The sequence below is a fragment of the Parvimonas micra genome, from assembly GCF_021300775.1.
Lineage (GTDB): Bacteria > Bacillota > Clostridia > Tissierellales > Peptoniphilaceae > Parvimonas.
Window position 1 is genome coordinate 513,071 of sequence record NZ_JAJTJP010000001.1, and the last position, 18,641, is coordinate 531,711.

The following is an 18,641-nucleotide window of genomic DNA, read 5'->3' on the forward strand; positions in this document are numbered from 1 at the left end:
ATTGATTTTACCATATTTTACATTTTTTTTAAATATATTTAACTTAATCACTTTATATTTTTATATTTTTATGTTACAATCTTATAGTATGAAGGGAGAAATGATATGAAATTTACATTAATTACAAATAATATTGATTTATATGAAAAAGTAAAAGAAAAAAATGATTTAGAAATAATTTTTGATGAAAAATATACATATGGAGACATTTTGGATATAGTTAAAAAGAAATTACAAAATGGTTATGAATTATCAACACATCCTCTTTGTGGTAGTATAAAACCAAATGAAACACCTTATAGATCTATTTTAATAACAAAAGCAAAAGAATTGGATGTCAATGGAATTATAATAATAGATGAAGCTATAGAGACATATAAGAAGTTTCAAAATAATATGAAAACACCACTTTGGATAGATAGAGTTTTAAGAGATTTTAGATATGTTGATTGTAATTTATTGTATCAAACAATTGAAAAATTAGGTATTGAATAAGAACCATACCCTTTCACGATACTTTGTGTCTGGTGGATTTCGGGGAACCTTGTTAATTCATAAGAAAAAAAAACCGCCATGAAATTAGCGGTTTTTATTTTTATTTAAACAAGTTTTCAAAATTTAAAAAATAATAACTTATTATAAGCTTATATTATTTTTCAGAATTTTTTTGATCATCTTCTTCAGTTTCTTCAACTTCAACTTTAGGAAGAATTATTCTAACTTTTTTTATTCTATGTTCATAAATTGAAAGTATATTATAAATAACACCATTATCCTCAACAGTCAACTTTTCTCCATCATTAGGTATATATCCTAAAAGATAAATCAACATACCTCCTAATGTGTCATAATCTTCAGAATTTTCATCAAGCTTTAAATTACAAGCATTATTCACATCTTCAATTTCACAAGATCCTGTTGCGATAAAATGTCTATCATCTATCTTTTTGATTGCAGGGTTAGTTTTCTTATCGTACTCATCATCGATTTCTCCCATTACTTCCTCAATCAAATCTTCCATTGTTACTATTCCAGTAAAACCACCATACTCATCAATTAGAACTGCCATCTGGTATCTTGAATTTTTTAGTTCTAAAAATAAGTCATTAATATTCTTTCTTTCAGGTATAAAGTAAGCAGGTCTTAAAATTGATCTTATATCAACTTTATCGAATCCAACTTTATAAGCTTCTAAGAAAAAATCTTTGATATATAATATACCAATTATATTATCAATATCACCTTCATACACCGGAACTCTAGAATATCTCATTTGCATTAAAGTTTCAAAATCTTCATCAGGTTCATCTACATCAATCATAAATACTTCAGTTCTAGGTGTCATTACTTCTTCTGCTAAAACATCATCAAATGAAATTACCCCATCTATCATCTCACGTTCAGTAGGATTAATTATACCTTGTTCCTGACCAACTTCTACTATAGACTTAATTTCCTCTAGTGTAACTTGTGCCTCAACTCCATTTGTTGGAACCGATAGTATTTTTAAAATAATATTTGTAGATATCGATAGCAAATATACAAAAGGACTCATAAATTTATATACAAAATTTATTGTTCCTACAGTAAATAAAGCAAATTTTTCTGCATTTTGTAAAGCTATTCTCTTAGGTACAAGTTCACCAAAAACTAAGCTAAAAAAAGCTAAAACTATTGTTATTAATACAAGAGAAACTCTATTAGCAAAAGGAATTGATAAACTTTGTAAAAAACTACCAAATTTATCAGATAATCCTATAGCTGCAGAAGCAGATGTGAAAAAACCAGCAAAAGTAATACCAACTTGAATTGTTGATAGAAATTTTGAAGGCTCTATTAAAAGCTTTTCAACCTTTATTGCCCTTTTATCTCCCTGTTCAGACAACGCTAATAACTTTTTCTTATCCATTGATACTATCGCCATTTCTGACGCTGCAAAAAAAGCATTAACTAAAGTTAATAAAATTAAAATAATAATCTGAAAATAGACCTCGGGTCCACTATCCATAATAACCTCCTAAAAATTTTTATTTAAAAAAATTATATCAAAAATTTTATTATTTTGCAAATTTTTAAATATCTTAGTAAATTCTATAAAATAAAAAAATAAAAAGTGTATTAAAATACACTTTTTATCAATAATCAGTTTAAATACTATTTAATTAACATTCCACCATAATTTAAAACAACTTGGGCAAATACTAATGCAACTACAGTCATTAATTTGATTAAAATGTTTAATGAAGGTCCTGATGTATCTTTAAAAGGATCACCTACTGTATCTCCAACAACAGCAGCTTTATGTGGTTCTGAACCTTTTCCACCATGATGTCCTTCTTCAATATACTTTTTAGCATTATCCCATGCACCACCTGCATTTGACATAAATATTGCCATTAAAACACCTGTTACTAATGATCCTGCTAATAATCCACCAAGAGCTTCAGCTCCTATTAAAAGTCCAACTAATACTGGAACAACAACAGCTAATAATCCAGGAATAATCATTTGTTTTAATGCTGCCATAGTTGAAATATCTACACATTTTCTATAATCTGGAGTTCCAGTTCCTTCCATAATTCCAGGAATTGTTTTGAATTGTCTTCTAACTTCTTGAATCATTTCATTAGCAGCATTTCCAACAGCTTCCATTGTTAGAGCTGAGAATAAGAATGGTAACATACCACCAATAAACATACCAGCAACTACTTGAGGTTTAGTAACATCAATAGATGTTAATTTTACTGCTTGAGTGTATGAAGCAAATAATGCTAAAGCTGTTAATGCAGCTGAACCAATTGCAAATCCCTTACCAATAGCTGCTGTAGTATTTCCAACAGCATCTAATTTATCGGTAATATTTCTAACTTCATGAGGTAATTCGCACATTTCTGCAATACCACCAGCATTATCAGCTATAGGACCATAAGCATCTACTGCAATTGTCATACCACAAGTTGAAAGCATACCAATAGCTGCTACTGAGATACCATATAATCCTTGTCCAGCATTTGAGAATCCGTTTGAAGCCATGTATGAAACTAAAATACCAATAGCAATAATTATAATTGGACCAGCAGTTGATTTCATACCAACAGCTAAACCAGAAATAATATTTGTTGAAGACCCAGTTTCTGATTCTTCAGCTATATGTTGAACAGGCTTTTTATCTCCAGAAGTATAGTATTCAGTAAATTGTGAAATAATTAAACCTACTAAAATACCAGCAACTGATGAAATAAATGCTGAATTATTTCCTAAAATTTTATTACTTAAAAAGTAAGTAGCTACAATAGTTAAAATTGAACTAACTATAGTTCCCATATTTAATGATTTTTGAGGGTCTTTATCTCCTCTAACACAGAACAAACCGATTAATGATGCTAAAATACCAACTGCAGCAAGTGCTAATGCAAAGATAATACCTTCTTTCCCAAAAGCAACTGAACCAAGTGTAATACCAGATAAAATTGAACCAACATATGATTCAAATAAGTCAGCTCCCATTCCAGCAACGTCCCCTACATTATCTCCTACGTTATCAGCAATAACTGCAGGGTTTCTAGGGTCATCTTCTGGAATTCCAGCTTCAACTTTACCTACAAGGTCAGCTCCAACGTCTGCAGCTTTAGTATAAATACCACCACCAACTCTTCCGAATAAAGCTATAGATGAAGCACCAAAACTAAATCCAGTTACAATATTAACATCTTCAACTAAGAAGTAACATACTGTCATACCTAAAATACCCAAACCAACTACAGAAAGACCCATTACAGCTCCTCCTGAAAATGCAGTTTGAAGTGCTTTTCCCATACCAAATTCTTTAGCAGCATTTGCTGTTCTAACATTTGCTTTTGTAGCGGCTTTCATGCCGAAAAATCCTGCTAAAATTGAACAAATTGAACCAGCTAAGAAACATACTGCTGTAAGTAAATCAATGGCTGCTCCTAAAATAATTGCAACAACAACAACGAATATAACTAAATATTTATATTCACGAACTAAGAAAGCCATCGCGCCTTCTTCAATGTAACCTGATATTTCCTTCATTCTTTCATTACCAGGTTCAATTTTTGTAATGCTTAAATATTTAATATAAGCAAATACTAACGCAACAACACCTACGGCAATTGCACAATAAAAAATTAAATTAGTATCCATTTTATCCTCCTAAATGATTTATTTAATCGCAGCCATAGCAATAGCTACTATAAAAAACACAACTGATGCTATAATAGTAATTTGACTCAAAATAGCGTCTTTAGATTTTTTTCCACCTTTTCCTGAAATATTAGTTTCAGCAGTTAAAGATGCAACTCCATCAGATTTTGATTCTTGCATAAGAACTGCAACAATTATTACAATACTTGCTAAGAATAAAATAATTTCCATTAAAACTTGCATAATACACCTCCGTACTTTTATAATTAACCTGCTACTTATAATAACATATTTACAAGCAAAAATCAACTTAAATTATTGATTTTTAAGTTGATTTTAAAAATAAATTATAATTAAATAACTACATAAAATAAATGGGACTAGTGGTATTTCTTGTTCTTTAAATGATTTTAAATCTCCTATAATCAAAAATTTTGTAAAATAAAAAATTCCTGCTATAACAAAAGTAAGAAGTCCTATATACAATACAGTATACCAGTCACTTGAAATTCCAATAAGTGATAACATGTATATATCCCCTATTCCAAAAGATTCCTTTCCATAAACAATTTTTGACACTCCGTAAATTAGTCCATAAAATATAATGCCAGATAAAAATCCAAGAATAGAAATCTCAAAATAATTAGCAAAAAAATTAAGTATAATTATTGGAATAAAGAAAACTATAACAATATTTAAAAATATATATTTAATAAAAATATCTGTAAATGAGCAAATGTATAAACACAAAAAGCATAATAAATTTATAAAATATAATATAGTATTTGTTGAAAAGATTATAATAAAATAAAAATTAGTTATGCTTATTATAATCAAATGTATTAAATTATAGTTTTTTTTTATATTTTTAAATGAAATCTTAATAGTTTCTGTATTTATTAGATAATCTAAATCAATTATTGATACAAGTAAATAAACTAGAAAACATATTATCCCACCTATTAGATACATATTAATAGTTTCTTTCTACCTTACTAGCTTTCATTAAAGAATCCATTTTTGAAACATATGCAATTTGTTCTTTGGCTTTAATAATACTTTTTTCTATTTCATCTTTAACTTCTTCTAAACTTAATTGTTCAGGAGCAACTTTAGATTCTAATTTTATTAAATGATAACCAAACTGTGTTTTTACTGGTTCACTAACTTTTCCAACTTCTGAGTCTATACAAGCATTTTCAAATTCTAATACCATTTGACCTTGAGTAAATTCACCTAAGTCTCCTCCAACTTCTTTGGACGGACACATAGAACATTCCATAGCTAATTCTTCAAAAGATTCTCCATTTTCAGCACGTTTTTTTAATTCTTTAGCTTTTTCTTCACTTTCAACTAATATATGTTTAGCCTTAAAAACATATTTACTCATAAATAAATTTTTATTTTCTTCATAATATTCTTTAATTTCTTCATCAGAAACTTTAATATCACTAAATAATTCATTTAAGAAATGTTTTGCTAAAATTGAACGCTTAATTTCAGTGATTTCTTTAACAAAAGCCTCACTTTCATCTAATTTGGTATTATAACAATCTTGAATAATAAGTTCTTGTTTTATAAGTTCTTCACATAATTGTTTTTTTCCTTCTGGATTCTTATATGGTAAAGCTCTATTTCCCATTAAGTCAATAAATCTATCAACATCACTTTCTAAAATTTCTACTCCATTTACAACTGCCATTACATTCTTTTCCATTATAATTGTCTCCTTTATATTAATTTTATACCATTTCCTTCAAAAATAATCTTTTTTGTTTTTAAAAGTCTTCCTACAGCTTTTTTAAATGATGATTTACTCATACCGCAAATATCCTTAATTTTATCTGGATTACTTTTATCATTTAATTCCAAAAATCCATTTCTTTCTTTTAAAATTTTAAAAAGAATATCTGCATTGTCATTAATTTCTGCATGAGAAAAGTTTTTTAGTACTAAATTTAGACGACCATCTTTTTTCACTTTTGAAATCCTAAAATTTATAGGCTCACCAATTTCTAAAACACCTACAATATCTTTGTTCTCTATCATTGCATCATATTTCTTTTCAACTGCAACAAATGCACCATAATCTTTATGAATAGAATATATTATTCCATCAACCCATTCACCCTCTTTATATGGTGAATCTGATGTTAAGTAATCCCTAATTTTCATTGTTGCACAAAGTCTTTCAGACTTATCAATATATAACGCTACTAAATATTTTCTACCTTTTTCTAATTTCATAGTTTGTTCTTTAAAAGGTAAAAATAATTCTTTTTCTAACCCCCAGTCTAAAAAAGCACCAATTTTTGAAATATCCATAACTTCTAAAGTTTCTAATTTGCCCATAGAAATTTTTGGAATTCGTCTAGTTGCAACATATCTTGCTTGATTATCTTTATAAATAAAAACCTCTATTTCATCACCTAAGCTATCTTTTTCAAGGACTTCTTTTTTTGGTAAAAGTATATCCATTTTTTCATTCTTAATATCTTTTAGACCAATATATGCACCATTATTTTTAAAACGTTTAATTGTAAGTTTTTGAAACTCTCCTAAATTATACATAAATTCTCCTCTGTTTTTAAATTAAAAATATAAATAATTATATAATTAAAATTAATTTTTGAAATAAAATATTAATTATAATCCGATTATTATATTGTTTTTTAAAACTATAAATATTATATCATAATAGTTCAATTAATGTAACCTTAACTAATTAAAATTGTTAATTAAATTTGAAATCTATTTAAAATGTAGTATAATAATTATATACTATTATTATTTTAGGAGTATTATTATGTTTAATCTTAGAAAAAAAATTATTTTTTTATTTTTTTGTTTCTTTGTGCTTACTTCATGTAGTAAAACTGGAACAAAAAATGTAGATAAATTAAATAATGAAATTAAAAATTCTTCAACACAATTTTCACTTACAACTGAAGAAATTAATGTATTAAAAAAATCATACAGTGAATTTACTGATAGTGATAAAGAATTGTTTAATAAAATATTAGAAAAATATAACAAATTTAAAAATGAGTCTTCTAATGATAATGCTTTTGAAGCAAAAATTTTAGAAAAACTTCAGGAAATTGAAAATTTTTATGAAAAAAAATATATTAATTTTAAAAATGAATCATCAATTGATGTAAAAGTTGAGGAAAAATTATTAGATCAAAACAAAAAAATAGCACTAAACAAAATGGATCTTACAAATGAAAATTATTTAATTAAGTTAACTGAAAAAGGTAAGTTTATTTATAGTGTTGATAATAAAATTATTTTAGAAGAAGTTATGAAAGAAAATGATAAACCTAGATATGTAAGAATTAAAATTTTAGATAATTCAAATGTTGAATTTAATGGGGATATAATTGGAATTATTTTTAAAGACAATATTAAATATAATACTTTTAAAAATTTACCAAGTGGAATTTATGATATTGATAAAGATATAAATGGTGGAACATATAGAATATCCAATACAACAAAAGATACAAAGATAAAGATAATGAATAAAAATAACGAAATAACTGTTCTTAAACTAGAGGACTATAATGAAGTTAAATTAGATTCTGGAATGAAACTTATAATTTCTGGTGTTGATTATATAACGTTAGAAAAAATTGACTAAAAAAGGAGACTACATAGTCTCCTTTTTAAATTAACATTTTAATAATAATTTTTCTATTGAACAAAGATTGAAAAATTATTTTAATGATTTAGGTTTCCCAATTATTTCAGAGTATATAATAGCTTTTGAAAGACTTTCTTTCCCCTTCATAGCAAATTTTTTTGTTTTTCTTTCTATTAATTCATCTAAAGTTAAAAGATCTTTTCTCATTGATACTCTTTCAGTCTTTTTAGAATTGTACATTTGACTTTTTCCTTCAATAGAAGAATTCATAATACTTTGACCTTCCAAAGAAGTTGTCATTGCAGTTTTTCCTTCGTAAGAATAATTCTCTTGACTATTACCTTCTATGCTAGTAGTCATTACACTTGTACCTTCTGGACTTTCAAAATCATCATATGATTTTGAATATTTGTTGCTCTTATTCTTAGATTTTGACTTTGTTTTAGATTTTTTTGAACTATTTATATAATCTCTATTATAATCATCGGTACTCACTTCATTAATTTGACTTTTTATATTATTAATCTCAGATTTTAAATCTTCAATAAAAGATAAAAAGCTAGTTTCTTTTTTCATAGAAATTCACCTCTATTCTGAAAGTGATTCTCTCATTTTAGTATCAGATTTTAAATTCTTTAACTTTTCATATTCATACACAGAAATATTTCCTTCTTCAAAAGCTTTTGCAATAGCAAGAGGAATTCTACTTTCTGATTCAACAACTTTAGCTTTCATTTCTTCAATCTTAGCTTTATTTTCTTGTTCAACTGCAACTGCCATTGCACGTCTTTCTTCTGCTTTGGCTTGAGCTATTTTTTTGTCAGCTTCTGCTTGATCAGCTTGTAATTGAGCTCCAATATTTCTACCTATATCTACATCTGCAATATCAATAGATAAGATTTCGAATGCTGTTCCCAAGTCAAGACCTTTTTTAAGAACTGTTTCTGAAATTGCATCAGGATTTTCAAGAACTAAGCTATGTCTTTCAGCGCTACCTACAGTAGTAACTATACCTTCTCCAACTCTAGCTATGATTGTTTCTTCTCCTGCACCACCTATAAGTCTTGATATATCAGCTCTAACTGTAACTTTAGCAATAACTATAACTTCTATACCATTCATTGCAACTGCTGCAATTTTTGGTGTATTGATAACTTTAGGATTTACACTAACTTGAACAGCTTCCAAAACATCACGTCCGGCAAGGTCAATAGCTGTTGCCATTTCAAAAGTCAATTCAATATTTGCCTTTTGAGCAGCAATCAAAGCATCAACAACATTATTTACATTTCCACCAGCCAAATAATGCGCTTCTAATTCTGAAATGTTAATTCTAACATTAGCTTTTGTCGCTTTAATCAATGGATAAATAATCTTTGACGCTCTAACCCTTCTTAATTTCATCCCTATAAGATTTGATATCTTAACTTTAACTCCACTAAATAAAGCTGTAATCCAAAGACCTACAGGTACAAAATAAAAGAATCCAAACACCAAAACCACAACTAAAATAACAATAGTACTATTAGTATTTGGTAACAATTTCATAACTGTTTGCGGTAAAATTCTCATAATTAAACCCTCCAAAATATATTTACACCTTCGTGTATAATTTAATTATATCACTTTTTATAAAAATTTCAATAAAAAAAGAAATCAATTTTTTACTGATTTCTATATATCACTTGTTTCACATTTAATCTTAGCTCTTATTTCATTATTATTGATTTCAAGTTCATCTACTAGATGTTCAACTATTCTAAGTCCTCTACCTGAAGTAGTCATATTTATATCCCTATTTTCATTAAAGATATAATTAATACCATCACCTTCATCTTTTACATTTATATGAATACAGTCCATGTTTACACAAACTTTTAAATTAATTCCCTTTTCTCTATTACATTTATTTCCATGTTCATAACTATTAATTACAATTTCATTAATAACAATTCGGATATTAAACATTATTTCTTCATTTCTAATAACACTTGATAGTTTTTCTAAAACATAAGATACTGCTTTATCTATATCATCCAAATCGCTCTTAATAACCTTTATATATTCAAAGTCCATTTTTTTCTCCTAATTCTTAATAACTGATATATACCCAACCAAAAATAATTTTTAACATTTTTTCATTATTATTTGCATATTTAAATGATTTTTAATATAATATATACATTATGAGGTGATGAAGATGTTTTTTAAAAATAAAAATATATATAAAATTGATTTATTTATTCTTGTTTCTTTAGTTTTAATTATTTTAATAGGTTTACTTAATTTATATAGTGCTACAATTAGTTTAAAAAGAAATTTTATGTTATCACAAATAATTGCAACACTTTTAGGGTTCATACTAATGTTTGTGCTTATTGCAGTTAATATACAATTCTTAAAGAGGTTATATTTACCTATTTATATAATCTCTATAGGATTACTAGTTTTAGTACTTATAATTGGAACAGGAGATTCAGTTGGAGCTAGAAGTTGGATAAAATTTGGACCTATATCTTTTCAGCCATCAGAATTTGTTAAATTAGCAATGATAATTTGTTTAGCCACAGTTATTGAAAAAAATAGTTCCAAATTAAATGAGCCAAAAACATTAATAAAGGTTTTAGCTTTTGCATTTTTACCAGTTGGATTAGTCCTTATGCAACCAGATTTTGGTACTGCATTTGTATTCATTTTAGTTATTGGAACTATGTTATTTGTAGCAGGAATTAGCTTGCGACTAGTTGTGTATACATTACTAGCTGCTATAGCAAGTTTGCCTATTTTTTATTTTAGTTTATCTCCTTACCAAAAAAATAGAATTCTAAACTTTTTACATCCAGAAAGAGATATATCCAATACTGGGTATCAAGCTGTTCAGGGAAAAATCGCTGCTGGCTCTGGTAAATTTATCGGAAGAGGTCTCTTTAAAGGACCTCAAAATCAATTTAATTTTATACCTGAAAAGCAAACAGATTACATTTTCCCTGTTTTTGTTGAAGAAATGGGATTCGTTGGAGGAACTATACTAATAAGCTTATACACTATTATGTTATATAGATTTATTAAACTTTCAAAAAAAACAATTAACAAGTTCAATCAAATGTTAATTATTGGAATATTTGCAATGTTTTTAGCCCACATATTTGAAAATATTGGAATGACAATAGGTCTAATGCCTATAACAGGAATTCCATTGCCATTTTTGAGCTATGGTGGTACTTTTCAACTTGTAAATTTAATAGCTATGGGAATAGTATTGTCAATATCATGTGAAAAAACTCCGCTTGATTTTATGTAAAATATTATTACTATTAATAATAATTTATTTAACAATTAAAAAACTCGGTATATACCGAGTTTTTTTATAATTCATAATAATTTTTTTCAGTGGAAAGATAATCAACAACCCTTACAACTTTATCCCCCTCTAAATACACCCTAGGAATTCTCATATTTATTCTACAAATTAAATCATATACATTTGTATTTGCAATCTTAGCTATCTCAAAAATATCAAGTTTCATATCTTTATATTCTCCATACAGCAAGACTGTATCACCAATTTTTACGTCATCAATATCAGATACATCTATCATTGTTTGATCCATACAAACTCTTCCTAATATTTTAGCTTTTTTATTATTAATTATAACATATCCTTTATTACTTAATTCATATGGATATCCATCTGCATAACCTACAGAAATTGTTGCTACTTTTATTGTTTTATCAGCACAAAAGGCTCTACCATATCCTACTGTATCACCTTTATGAATATATTTTATATTACTTACAGTACTTACAAAGCTTACAACAGTATCCATTTTAATTTTAGAATTATCTTTTACATACTCTGAAGGATAATGTCCATAAATACCAATTCCAACTCTTACCATATCATAATAATAACTATGAAGAAGCGAACCTCCGTCATTAGCAATATGTAACATAGGAACTTTAAGTTTTTCATTTACTAAAATATGTTTAACTTTTTCAAATCTTTCTACTTGTAATTTAGTAAAAGAATAATCTTCAATATCAGAAACACATAAGTGAGTAAACATTCCTTTAACTATAATATTTTTCATAGAATAAATTTCTTTTAAATAATCTTTAAGTTTCTCGTCAATTAAAAAACCAAGTCTATTCATTCCTGTATCAATTTTTATGTGAATCTTACATTTTTTTCTACATTTAGCAGATATTTCGTTTAGTTCTCTTATCATTCCTATATTATAAACAGTTAATTCAACATTATTTTTAATTAACTTTTCAAATAGAGCATTTGGAACATAACCTAAAATTAAAATTGGCAATTTAATTTTCTTTTTTCTAAGCTCCATAGCCTCTGAAAAATTTGCTACACAAAAATAGTCAGCACCTTGTTTTTGTAAGAATTCTGCAACGGTACAAGCACCAAGACCATACGCATTTGCTTTTAAAACAATGCCAACTTTAGCACCATTACATTTCTCTTTAATTTTTAAAAAATTGTCCTTTAATTTATCTAAATCCACAAAAATTAATGATTGATTTTCATACATAATATCACTTCCTAATAAATTTAATTGCCTTTGGTAAATACTTGATTATATCTGATGCCACTAAAGAGTCTTCTCCTATTTCTTCTTCAGCAAAATCTCCAGATAAGCCATGTAAAAATACACCCAGTTTAGCTGACGCAAACGTATCTAATCCTTGACCTAAGAAAGATAAAATAATTCCCGTCAAACAATCTCCGCTACCTGCAGTTGCCATTCCAGAATTACCAGTTTGATTAATAAACATTTCTTCACTTGATTTAACAATTGTATTCTTACCTTTTAAAACTAGAGTAAAATTTGTATTATTCTTATAAAACTTATTAACACAATCTTCTCTATTTACTTTAATTTCATTTAAATCGTATGAGGAGAACCTTGAAAACTCAGCTTCATGAGGAGTTATAATAATATTATTTCTATTTATAATATCAAAATCTATATCTTTTAAAAAAAATATTGCATCAGCATCTATTACGATTGGTTTTTTATATGTTTTAAAAATGATTTCTAATAATTGTAAATTTTCTTTATTTCTACCCAATCCACAACCTATTGCTATTGCATCTAAATTACTAATTTTATAAAGTATTTCGTCAATATATTTTAAAGTAAAACATCCTTTATTATCATCAGAAATTGGTAATATAATATTTTCAATTGCTTTTACTTCTAAAATATCTGAAATAGATTTAGGACAAATATTATAAACAAGCCCACTTCCAGTTCTAAGAGAAGATTTGGCGCACAAGTCAACACTTCCGCTCATTCCAATACTTCCACCAATAATTCCAACTTTCCCAAAGTCACCTTTATGTCCATCTTTATTTCTACTTGGCATGAGTTTCTTTATTTCATAAACATCTATATTTTCATATTTAACATTTAAAAGTTTTACTTCTACAACTGCAATAGCATAATCTCCATCATGAGAAACTGAACATGAAATACCTTCAATTTTTTTAACTATTTCATTGTGAATAATTAAATCAGGTTTTCCGGAAAAATTATGTATAATTTCAACATCTATAGGGCTAACACTTCCAAAGCCAGTTCCAATAGCCTTAACAAATGCTTCTTTTAAAGAAAATATTCCAGCAATAGTCTCATCCCTACTTCCAGTATTTAATATATAATTAGTTTCATCATAAGTAAAATATCTATCTAAAAACTTGTCTATATTTTTCATATTTGAAAATCTAGAAATATTACAAATATCTATACCTATCATTATTCGAAATCATCCACTTCTTTTTTTACAAAATTATTTTCTAAAGAATTATATAAATCTTCATAATTTAAAGCTAATATTTCTTCAGGTTGATCTACATTTTTTAAGAAATATCTTATTTTATTCTCAATTTCTTTCATACTTTTAAAAGTAATTAAGTTTGGAGAATAGGAATTACAAATAAACTCCATTACTACATAAGAAATATCCCATTTTAATTTACTCTTATCTTCATTTGATATAGTTAAATCATCTACAGCTCTTTTTACTCTCTTTACAACTGCATAAACTATAAATTCAGAAAACAATACAAATTCTTCGGAAAAATCATTCTCTTCAATATCTCGAATTACTGAGAAAATTAAATTCCATTTAAAATCTTTATTAACTAGATCTAAAAGACCTAATCCAAATTTTTCACATAAATCATTTTTAAATTCAATAGTATTAACAATTTCAAAAGTTTCTCCAATTATAATTGTCCTAGAATTTGCACCATTCAATCTATTTAAAAATTTAACAAAATAATCTTCGTATTTCATTGAATTATAATACTTGTTCTTAGAAAATATATAATCAACAATGATATCAGCACAGTCTTTAAAGTCTACAACAAATCCTGTACTTTCCTTTATTTTAACAGAATATAAATCATGTAACATCTTCGATACAATTGTTTTTAATTGAATTTTTGAAGAATCATAGTTACTCTTATCTTCAACATTTTTTAAATGATTGTATACACTTTGAAGTTGATTGTCTATCATCGACAAATTTGCCTTAATAGAAAACATAATAGAACGAATAAAATCTTCTGTAATCATATAATTAAAATTCTTATATAATACTCTGTGATCTATCTCTCCCCAAAATATATTTACTAAAGATTTTATTTGAAGTTCAAAATTTACAAAATAGTCACCTTCAACAACGTAACGGCCATCTATTTTATAAATCTCAAAGCCATTTTTTTGAAATGTTGGCTGTTTTTCACTTAAATTCAATTCTATATTAGAATTTAATTCACTCCTAAAATAACCATCTTCTAATTGAATAGTAAAATTTTTAGAAATTTCATCATAAATTTTCTGTTCATCATCAATAAATCTACATTCAACTCTAATTCCTATTAAATCAGGTAGATTTTCAATTGCAACTTTATGATTTGGATATTTGTAATAATAATTATTTCTTAATAATTTTTCCCTAATACTATCTTCACTCTTAATTCTAGCGGTTGTATTTATAAAAAAATCGCAATTCAAAAAAATATCATTAAAAAATTTTTTTAATGCATCTGAAGAAGTGGTTATAAATTCAATATTATTATCCATATGTTCTATTGATTTTTCTAAAAATTGAAATATTTCAAGCTTCAAAAAAACACCTCCAATCACAAAAATATTTTACCATAGATTATTAATATTTACAATGATATACCTTAAAAAAAAGACTGCATAAGCAGTCTTAATTTTATAAAGTATCTACAACTTTTTTTAACCTATTTAATCCATCAATTAACATTTCTTTATTACATGCTATATTCATTCTAAAGAAAAGTCTTGCATTTTCTCCATAGTTTATTCCGGAGTTAAGTAATAATTTACCTTCATTTATTAGTTTTTGATGTAATTCGTCATGATCAACATCAAACTCTCTAAGGTCTAACCACAATAAGAAACTAGCTTGAGGTCTTTTTACTTTAACTTTTGGAATTTCTCTTTTAATAAAATCAATTGCAAAATCAATATTATCCTCAATATAACTAATACATTCTTCAAACCATTGTTTTCCATAAGTATATGCTGCAACAAAACCTACCGCTGAAAAACTTGCCATATGAAAAATTCCATACCCTACAAGACCTTCAATAAAACTATTTCTTAACTCTTCATTAGGTATAATTGCAACAGATTGAGAAAGTCCAGCAATATTAAAAGTTTTACTAGGTGCTGTTAAAGTAACAGTATTATTTAGAAAATCTTCATTAATGGAAGCTATTGGAATATGCTTATAGTCTTTAAGGATTAAATCGCCATGGATTTCATCTGAAACCATTAATACATTATGTTTTCTACAAATTCTTCCATATTCTTCTAACTCTTCTTTAGTCCATACCCTTCCTACTGGATTATGAGGACTACATAATATACTTAACTTAACGTTATTTTCTATTATTTTCTTTTCAAAATTTTCAAAGTCTATTACATATTTATCTTCTAATTCAACTAGTTTATTTTCAACAACAATTCTTTTATTTAATTCAATTACATTAAAGAAAGGAGGATATACCGGGGTATTAATAATAATTGCATCTCCTTCTTTTGTATTTTTTAAAATTGTATTTGCTATCCCTGGAACTACTCCGGGAACAGGAACTATCCATTCTTTTTTTATATCCCAGTTATTTTTTTCTTTTTGCCAATCTATAAATGATGTAAAAAATTTTTCACAAGGACAATCATATCCTATTACACCATTTGAAATTGGTTTTTTTAAAGCATCTAAAATTTCATTACAACATTTAAACTCCATATCTGCAATAGACATAGATAAAATTGAATGATCATTTTTTGGAGCTCCTGCTGCTATCATATTATTCCATTTTTCAGCATGTGAATTTTTTCTATCTACATATTCGTCAAAATCATAACATTTGCTCATAATATCATCTCCTGTAATAAATATGCTTAACTATATCAATTTTTTAATTTCTTCTATCTTATCTAATCTTTCCCAAGGTAAATCTAAATCAATTCTTCCAAAATGACCATAAGCTGCAATTTGACGATAAATAGGTCTTCTTAAATCTAAAATATCAATAATTGCTGCAGGTCTTAAGTCAAATACTTTCTTTACAATTTCTATAATCTCATCATCAGAAATTTTTCCAGTTCCAAATGTATCTACATAAATAGAAAGTGGTTTAGCAACACCAATAGCATATGAAATTCCAATTTCTAATTTTTCACAAATTCCACTAGCTACAATATTTTTAGCAATATACCTAGCCATATATGCACCAGATCTATCTACTTTTGTTGGATCCTTTCCTGAGAAAGCACCACCACCATGTCTTCCAAATCCACCATAAGTATCAACAATTATTTTTCTACCAGTTAATCCAGCATCTCCCATAGGACCACCAATTTCAAAACGACCAGTAGGATTCACATAAATTTTTGTATTTTTATCTATTAAATTAGACGGAATAACTTCATTAATCACTACTTCTTTAATATCTTTTTCTATTTGTTCTGTTTTAACAGATGGGCTATGTTGAGTTGAAACAACTATTGCTTCTATTTTATTTGGAATTCCATCAATATACTCAACTGTTACTTGACTCTTACCATCTGGTCTTAGATATGGTAAAATATCATTTTTTCTAACATATGATAATCTTTTTGATAGATTATGCGCTAATGTTATAGGTAATGGCATAAACTCTTCAGTTTCAGTACATGCATATCCAAACATCATTCCTTGATCTCCTGCACCAACTGAATTATATTTATCTTCATTTCCTTTTTTGTATTCTAATGCACTATCTACTCCTAATGCAATATCTCTTGACTGCTCATTAATACTTGTAACTACAGAACAAGTTGAAGCATCGAATCCATATTTAGCTCTTGTGTATCCAATATCTTTTAAAACATTTCTAACTATACTTTGTATATCAACATATTCAGAAGTTGTTATTTCACCAACAACCATTACAATTCCAGTTGTGGTTAAAGTTTCACAGGCAACTCTTGCTACTGGATCTACTTTTAAAATTTCATCTAATACTGCATCAGAAATTTGATCACAGATTTTATCAGGATGACCTTCAGTTACAGACTCTGATGTAAATAAAACTTTTTTCATCTTTACCTCCTTAAATTTTTTCTAATAAAACTACTGCATGAGAAGAAATTCCTTCTTCTCTACCTTCAAATCCTAAATGTTCAGTTGTAGTAGCTTTAATACTTATATTTTCAATATCAGTTTCTAAAACCTTCGAAATATTATTTCTCATTTCTAATATAAAACCAGCAAGTTTTGGCTTTTGAGCACAAATTACACTGTCAACATTACCAATTTTATATCCTTTTTCTTTCATCAATCTAACAACTTCTTTAGTCATTATCAATGAGCTTATATCTTTATACTTAGGATCATTATCAGGAAATAATTTTCCTATATCCCCTAAACATAATGCACCAATTATTGCATCATTAATAGCATGAACTAAAACATCTGCATCACTATGTCCTAAAAGACCTTTATCATGTTCTATTTTAACTCCACCTATTATTAACTCGCGGCCAACAACCAATTCATGAACATCAAATCCAAGTCCTATTCTCATAATTAAATACCTCTTTCTAATAATACTCTAGCATAAAAAATATCTTCTTTAGTTGTAATTTTTATATTTGAATATTCTCCTTCGACAAGTTTAATTTTAACATTTAAATTTTCAACAATTGAAGAATCATCTGTTGCAAAACTATTATCTTTAAAAAATTTCTTGTATCCTTCTAAAATAACTTCCTTACTAAAAGCCTGAGGAGTTTGAATATTATATAAAGATCTTCTATCAGGAGTAGAAATTACCTCAAACTCATTAGAAACAACTTTAATTGTATCTTTTGATTTAACTCCTGTTATTACAGCTTTATAATTATCTAGTTCATTTATTACATTTAAAATAGTTTTTTTACTGATTAGAGGCCTTGCACCATCATGACATAATACAAAATCTGAATTATTAGATACTTCTAAAAGACCATTAAAAGTAGACTCCTCCCTAGAAGAGCCTCCCTCAACTAATTTTATGCTTAAATAGAATTTTTTTAGTATATTTTTGAAATCTTCAAAAAACTCTTTTCTGGTTACTAAAATTATTTCATTAATCTCAGGTATATCTATAAAAGCGCTAATAGTTCTTTCAATAACTGTTTTTCCGCACAAATCTAAAAATATTTTATTTGTATCTAAACCCATTCTATTTGAGGAACCCGCAGCAACAATTATAGCAGAAATTTTTTTTGTCATAATTCCACCT

Annotated in this window: 19 protein-coding genes; 3 read left to right on the forward strand and 16 right to left on the reverse strand. The window is 26.8% G+C overall.

Going from position 1 to position 18,641, the window contains the following annotated elements; genetic code table 11:
- The first annotated feature begins 105 nt into the window (after positions 1–105).
- Positions 106–495 (forward strand): GrdX family protein, encoded by a 390-nt coding sequence (locus LW893_RS02535; RefSeq protein ID WP_233055652.1) that lies wholly within the window; start codon positions 106–108, stop codon positions 493–495.
- A gap of 154 nt (positions 496–649) precedes the next feature.
- Here the strand turns inward: LW893_RS02535 and LW893_RS02540 are convergent, their stop codons facing one another.
- The 6 genes from LW893_RS02540 to LW893_RS02565 all read right to left on the reverse strand — a co-directional run bounded on the left by LW893_RS02540 (position 650) and on the right by LW893_RS02565 (position 6,735).
- Positions 650–2,008 (reverse strand): hemolysin family protein, encoded by a 1,359-nt coding sequence (locus tag LW893_RS02540; RefSeq protein ID WP_233055653.1) that lies wholly within the window; start codon positions 2,006–2,008, stop codon positions 650–652.
- 146 nt (positions 2,009–2,154) lie between these two features.
- The gene (locus tag LW893_RS02545) at positions 2,155–4,164 is read right to left on the reverse strand and encodes a sodium-translocating pyrophosphatase (protein WP_233055654.1); all 2,010 of its coding nucleotides are present in this window, start codon (positions 4,162–4,164) and stop codon (positions 2,155–2,157) included.
- A gap of 18 nt (positions 4,165–4,182) precedes the next feature.
- Complete coding sequence (gene secG / locus LW893_RS02550; protein ID WP_233055655.1) at positions 4,183–4,407, reverse strand: preprotein translocase subunit SecG; 225 nt, start codon at positions 4,405–4,407, stop codon at positions 4,183–4,185.
- 93 nt (positions 4,408–4,500) lie between these two features.
- Positions 4,501–5,136: a prepilin peptidase gene (locus LW893_RS07160; RefSeq protein ID WP_332908901.1), complete on the reverse strand. Its 636-nt coding sequence runs from the start codon at positions 5,134–5,136 to the stop codon at positions 4,501–4,503.
- A 1-nt stretch (position 5,137) separates the two neighbouring features.
- The gene (locus LW893_RS02560; protein WP_233055657.1) at positions 5,138–5,881 is read right to left on the reverse strand and encodes a peptidylprolyl isomerase; all 744 of its coding nucleotides are present in this window, start codon (positions 5,879–5,881) and stop codon (positions 5,138–5,140) included.
- A gap of 14 nt (positions 5,882–5,895) precedes the next feature.
- Positions 5,896–6,735, reverse strand: coding sequence for a S1 RNA-binding domain-containing protein (locus LW893_RS02565; RefSeq protein ID WP_233055658.1), 840 nt, complete (start codon positions 6,733–6,735; stop codon positions 5,896–5,898).
- Positions 6,736–6,970: 235 nt separating this feature from the next.
- On the opposite strand from LW893_RS02565, the gene LW893_RS02570 reads away from it, so the two are divergent.
- Positions 6,971–7,807 (forward strand): hypothetical protein, encoded by an 837-nt coding sequence (locus LW893_RS02570; RefSeq protein WP_233055659.1) that lies wholly within the window; start codon positions 6,971–6,973, stop codon positions 7,805–7,807.
- A 75-nt stretch (positions 7,808–7,882) separates the two neighbouring features.
- On the opposite strand, the gene LW893_RS02575 is transcribed toward LW893_RS02570, so the two are convergent.
- From LW893_RS02575 to LW893_RS02585, 3 genes are all read right to left on the reverse strand, one after another.
- Positions 7,883–8,386: a hypothetical protein gene (locus tag LW893_RS02575; protein ID WP_233055660.1), complete on the reverse strand. Its 504-nt coding sequence runs from the start codon at positions 8,384–8,386 to the stop codon at positions 7,883–7,885.
- 12 nt (positions 8,387–8,398) lie between these two features.
- Positions 8,399–9,382: a flotillin-like protein FloA gene (floA, locus tag LW893_RS02580; protein ID WP_269836886.1), complete on the reverse strand. Its 984-nt coding sequence runs from the start codon at positions 9,380–9,382 to the stop codon at positions 8,399–8,401.
- Between the two features lie 102 nt (positions 9,383–9,484).
- Positions 9,485–9,886: an ATP-binding protein gene (locus LW893_RS02585; RefSeq protein WP_233055661.1), complete on the reverse strand. Its 402-nt coding sequence runs from the start codon at positions 9,884–9,886 to the stop codon at positions 9,485–9,487.
- Between the two features lie 124 nt (positions 9,887–10,010).
- Between LW893_RS02585 and rodA the strand changes: the two genes are divergently transcribed.
- Positions 10,011–11,111 carry a rod shape-determining protein RodA gene (gene rodA, locus LW893_RS02590; RefSeq protein ID WP_233055662.1) on the forward strand — a complete coding sequence of 367 codons (1,101 nt, stop codon included), beginning with the start codon at positions 10,011–10,013 and terminating at the stop codon, positions 11,109–11,111.
- Between the two features lie 64 nt (positions 11,112–11,175).
- Here the strand turns inward: rodA and alr are convergent, their stop codons facing one another.
- The 7 genes from alr to ispD form a co-directional block, all read right to left on the reverse strand.
- Complete coding sequence (gene alr / locus LW893_RS02595) at positions 11,176–12,357, reverse strand: alanine racemase (protein WP_233055663.1); 1,182 nt, start codon at positions 12,355–12,357, stop codon at positions 11,176–11,178.
- A 4-nt stretch (positions 12,358–12,361) separates the two neighbouring features.
- Positions 12,362–13,585, reverse strand: a complete 1,224-nt coding sequence (locus LW893_RS02600; protein ID WP_233055664.1) for an NAD(P)H-hydrate dehydratase — start codon at positions 13,583–13,585, stop codon at positions 12,362–12,364.
- On the reverse strand, positions 13,585–14,964 hold the full coding sequence (locus tag LW893_RS02605) for a GTP pyrophosphokinase (protein WP_233055665.1): 1,380 nt from the start codon (positions 14,962–14,964) through the stop codon (positions 13,585–13,587). Before LW893_RS02605 ends, LW893_RS02600 begins: the two co-directional genes overlap by 1 nt.
- Before the next feature lie 94 nt (positions 14,965–15,058).
- Positions 15,059–16,249, reverse strand: a complete 1,191-nt coding sequence (locus tag LW893_RS02610; RefSeq protein WP_233055666.1) for a MalY/PatB family protein — start codon at positions 16,247–16,249, stop codon at positions 15,059–15,061.
- 30 nt (positions 16,250–16,279) lie between these two features.
- Positions 16,280–17,458: a methionine adenosyltransferase gene (gene metK / locus LW893_RS02615; protein ID WP_233055667.1), complete on the reverse strand. Its 1,179-nt coding sequence runs from the start codon at positions 17,456–17,458 to the stop codon at positions 16,280–16,282.
- 10 nt (positions 17,459–17,468) lie between these two features.
- Positions 17,469–17,942, reverse strand: coding sequence for a 2-C-methyl-D-erythritol 2,4-cyclodiphosphate synthase (gene ispF, locus LW893_RS02620; protein ID WP_269836887.1), 474 nt, complete (start codon positions 17,940–17,942; stop codon positions 17,469–17,471).
- 2 nt (positions 17,943–17,944) lie between these two features.
- Complete coding sequence (gene ispD, locus LW893_RS02625; RefSeq protein ID WP_233055668.1) at positions 17,945–18,631, reverse strand: 2-C-methyl-D-erythritol 4-phosphate cytidylyltransferase; 687 nt, start codon at positions 18,629–18,631, stop codon at positions 17,945–17,947.
- Positions 18,632–18,641 lie beyond the last annotated feature (10 nt).

Excerpts from the sequence above, each read along its gene's own strand:
- LW893_RS02535 (WP_233055652.1), top strand. The coding sequence starts at position 106 with ATGAAATTTACATTAATTACAAATAATATTGATTTATATGAAAAAGTA.
- LW893_RS02540 (WP_233055653.1), bottom strand. The coding sequence starts at position 2,008 with ATGGATAGTGGACCCGAGGTCTATTTTCAGATTATTATTTTAATTTTA.
- LW893_RS02545 (WP_233055654.1), bottom strand. The coding sequence starts at position 4,164 with ATGGATACTAATTTAATTTTTTATTGTGCAATTGCCGTAGGTGTTGTT.
- secG (WP_233055655.1), bottom strand. The coding sequence starts at position 4,407 with ATGCAAGTTTTAATGGAAATTATTTTATTCTTAGCAAGTATTGTAATA.
- LW893_RS07160 (WP_332908901.1), bottom strand. The coding sequence starts at position 5,136 with ATGTATCTAATAGGTGGGATAATATGTTTTCTAGTTTATTTACTTGTA.
- LW893_RS02560 (WP_233055657.1), bottom strand. The coding sequence starts at position 5,881 with ATGGAAAAGAATGTAATGGCAGTTGTAAATGGAGTAGAAATTTTAGAA.
- LW893_RS02565 (WP_233055658.1), bottom strand. The coding sequence starts at position 6,735 with ATGTATAATTTAGGAGAGTTTCAAAAACTTACAATTAAACGTTTTAAA.
- LW893_RS02570 (WP_233055659.1), top strand. The coding sequence starts at position 6,971 with ATGTTTAATCTTAGAAAAAAAATTATTTTTTTATTTTTTTGTTTCTTT.
- LW893_RS02575 (WP_233055660.1), bottom strand. The coding sequence starts at position 8,386 with ATGAAAAAAGAAACTAGCTTTTTATCTTTTATTGAAGATTTAAAATCT.
- floA (WP_269836886.1), bottom strand. The coding sequence starts at position 9,382 with ATGAGAATTTTACCGCAAACAGTTATGAAATTGTTACCAAATACTAAT.
- LW893_RS02585 (WP_233055661.1), bottom strand. The coding sequence starts at position 9,886 with ATGGACTTTGAATATATAAAGGTTATTAAGAGCGATTTGGATGATATA.
- rodA (WP_233055662.1), top strand. The coding sequence starts at position 10,011 with ATGTTTTTTAAAAATAAAAATATATATAAAATTGATTTATTTATTCTT.
- alr (WP_233055663.1), bottom strand. The coding sequence starts at position 12,357 with ATGTATGAAAATCAATCATTAATTTTTGTGGATTTAGATAAATTAAAG.
- LW893_RS02600 (WP_233055664.1), bottom strand. The coding sequence starts at position 13,585 with ATGATAGGTATAGATATTTGTAATATTTCTAGATTTTCAAATATGAAA.
- LW893_RS02610 (WP_233055666.1), bottom strand. The coding sequence starts at position 16,249 with ATGAGCAAATGTTATGATTTTGACGAATATGTAGATAGAAAAAATTCA.
- metK (WP_233055667.1), bottom strand. The coding sequence starts at position 17,458 with ATGAAAAAAGTTTTATTTACATCAGAGTCTGTAACTGAAGGTCATCCT.
- ispF (WP_269836887.1), bottom strand. The coding sequence starts at position 17,942 with ATGAGAATAGGACTTGGATTTGATGTTCATGAATTGGTTGTTGGCCGC.
- ispD (WP_233055668.1), bottom strand. The coding sequence starts at position 18,631 with ATGACAAAAAAAATTTCTGCTATAATTGTTGCTGCGGGTTCCTCAAAT.